We start from the raw sequence: 2476 nt of genomic DNA on the forward strand, positions 1-2476 counted from the left end.
CCTCGCGCCGCGATTCAACCGTCCCTAGGTTGAACAAATTTCAATCCACAAAGGTCAACACGGCCTCGCAATGCTCTCTAAAGTAAATTTTGAATAAAAAAGACCTCCTTTGGTTAGTTGTATATATAAACAATGTAGTAGGGTATAATTCGCGCCTTTTGTTATTCTACGGCCAAATTTATGAGCACACTCAAAGCTAAGCGCGCCTTATTTTCGTACCCCAAATATTGGGCTGAATGTTATGGCACCGCGCCATTTTTACCAACTACGCGTGAAGAAATGGATGCACTTGGCTGGGATAGCTGCGACATAATAATTATCAGTGGTGACGCTTACGTTGATCACCCTAGTTTTGGCATGGCGGTAATTGGTCGTGTACTTGAAGCGCAAGGCTTTAGAGTGGGTATTATTGCCCAGCCAGAATGGGACTCTAAAGATGCATTTATGGAGCTCGGCAGACCGAATCTATTTTTTGGTGTAACAGCTGGGAACATGGATTCAATGATCAACCGCTATACTGCCGAAAAACGTATGCGTCATGATGATGCTTACACGCCAAATAATGTCGGTGGTAAACGCCCCGATCGCGCCGTAATGATTTACTCTCAAAAATGCCGTGAAGCATACAAAGGCATCCCGATTGTTATTGGTGGTATTGAAGCCAGTCTGCGCCGTATTGCTCATTACGATTACTGGCAAGAAAAAGTACGTCGTAGTATTTTGTTTGATGCAAAAGCCGATATTTTAATTTACGGTAACGCAGAGCGCCCGTTAGTTGAAGTAGCACATCGCATTGCTGCGGGTGAAACGATGGATACTATTCAGGATATTCGTGGCACAGCCGTTATTCGAAAAGAACCGTTACCAGGTTGGCGTGGTAGCGACTCTACCGCGATAGATAAAATTGGTAAAATAGATCCTATTCCAAACCCATACGGCGCGGATGATGTTGGCTGTAGTAAATCTGAATTTAAACAAGCGGGTATTGATTTAAAAGCGGAAGCTGCAAAACCAATTATGGTTCAGCCCGCGCGTCCTAAACCGTGGGAAAAAACTTACGTTAAATTACCTGCCTATGAGCAAGTAAGCGTTAATAAACCTTTATATGCACATGCTTCGCGTATTTTGCATCAAGAAACAAACCCTGGTTGTGCAAGGGCGTTGTATCAGCGTCATGGCGATCGATCTATTTGGGTAAATCCGCCAGCATATCCGTTGGAAACCCATGAAATGGATGCTGTATTTGGTTTACCGTATCAACGTATTCCTCACCCAAGTTACGGTGATGCGAAAATACCGGCTTACGACATGATTAAAACCTCGGTGAACATTATGCGTGGGTGTTTTGGTGGTTGTTCGTTTTGCTCAATTACAGAGCATGAAGGGCGTATTATTCAAAGTCGTTCGCAAGAGTCAATTATTGAAGAAATTGAACAAATTAGAGATAAAGTACCAGGCTTTACCGGTGTTATTTCTGATTTAGGTGGCCCAACGGCAAACATGTATAAATTGCGTTGTACCAGTAAAAAAGCAGAAAGTACCTGCAGACGTTTATCATGTGTGTATCCAGATATTTGTAAGCACATGGATACAGATCATACGCCAACAATAGACTTGTATAAAAAAGCACGTGAAGTTAAAGGTATCAAAAAGGTGTTGATTGCTTCGGGTGTGCGTTATGACTTAGCCGTACGCGACCCTCGTTATGTTAAAGAGTTGGTAACGCATCATGTCGGTGGTTACTTAAAAATAGCCCCAGAGCATACCGAGGATGGTCCATTATCAAAAATGATGAAACCAGGTATGGGCGCGTATGATCAATTTAAAGAATTATTTGATAAATACTCAAAAGAAGCCGGTAAAAAGCAGTATTTAATTCCTTACTTTATTTCAGCTCACCCAGGGACAAAAGATGAGGACATGGTAAACATGGCTTTATGGCTTAAGTCGAATGACTTTAAGCTAGATCAAGTGCAAAACTTTTACCCATCACCCATGGCTAATGCGACAACTATTTATCATACAGAGATGAATTCTTTACGTAATATAAAAAATAACTCAGAAGTCGTGCCTGTCCCTAAAGGAGCGCGCCAACGTAGATTGCATAAAGCAATTTTACGCTACCATGACTCAGCGGGTTGGCCGATGATACGTGAGGCACTGCGTAAAATGGGTAAAGCTAATTTAATTGGTAAAGGGCCTGGCTGTTTAGTGCCTGAAGAAGGACGTGATGAAAAAGCCGGTAAAGGAAGTAGCAAGGGAGGGCGACCTGCATTAACGCGCCATACAGGTTTTAGCCAATTTAAAAAGGCGAACACTAAGCCTAAAGTCGGTGCTAACCGTCAAAGAGCTCGATAATAGGGTTTATACCAACCGGCATAAATATTTGAACAATTTAACGAATTAAATCACTCTATAATGTTGTTAAAATTTTTTATTTAGAACAACTAGCTATAAAAAAGCGCGAAGTTAAATT

Annotated in this window: 1 protein-coding gene; it reads left to right on the forward strand. The window is 41.8% G+C overall.

The window, feature by feature from the left end; genetic code table 11:
• The first annotated feature begins 180 nt into the window (after positions 1-180).
• Positions 181-2358 carry a YgiQ family radical SAM protein gene (locus CWB66_RS18715; protein WP_077536024.1) on the forward strand — a complete coding sequence of 726 codons (2178 nt, stop codon included), beginning with the start codon at positions 181-183 and terminating at the stop codon, positions 2356-2358.
• Positions 2359-2476: the final 118 nt, after the last annotated feature.

It is taken from the genome of Pseudoalteromonas sp. S558 (genome assembly GCF_005886635.1).
Lineage (GTDB): Bacteria > Pseudomonadota > Gammaproteobacteria > Enterobacterales > Alteromonadaceae > Pseudoalteromonas > Pseudoalteromonas aliena.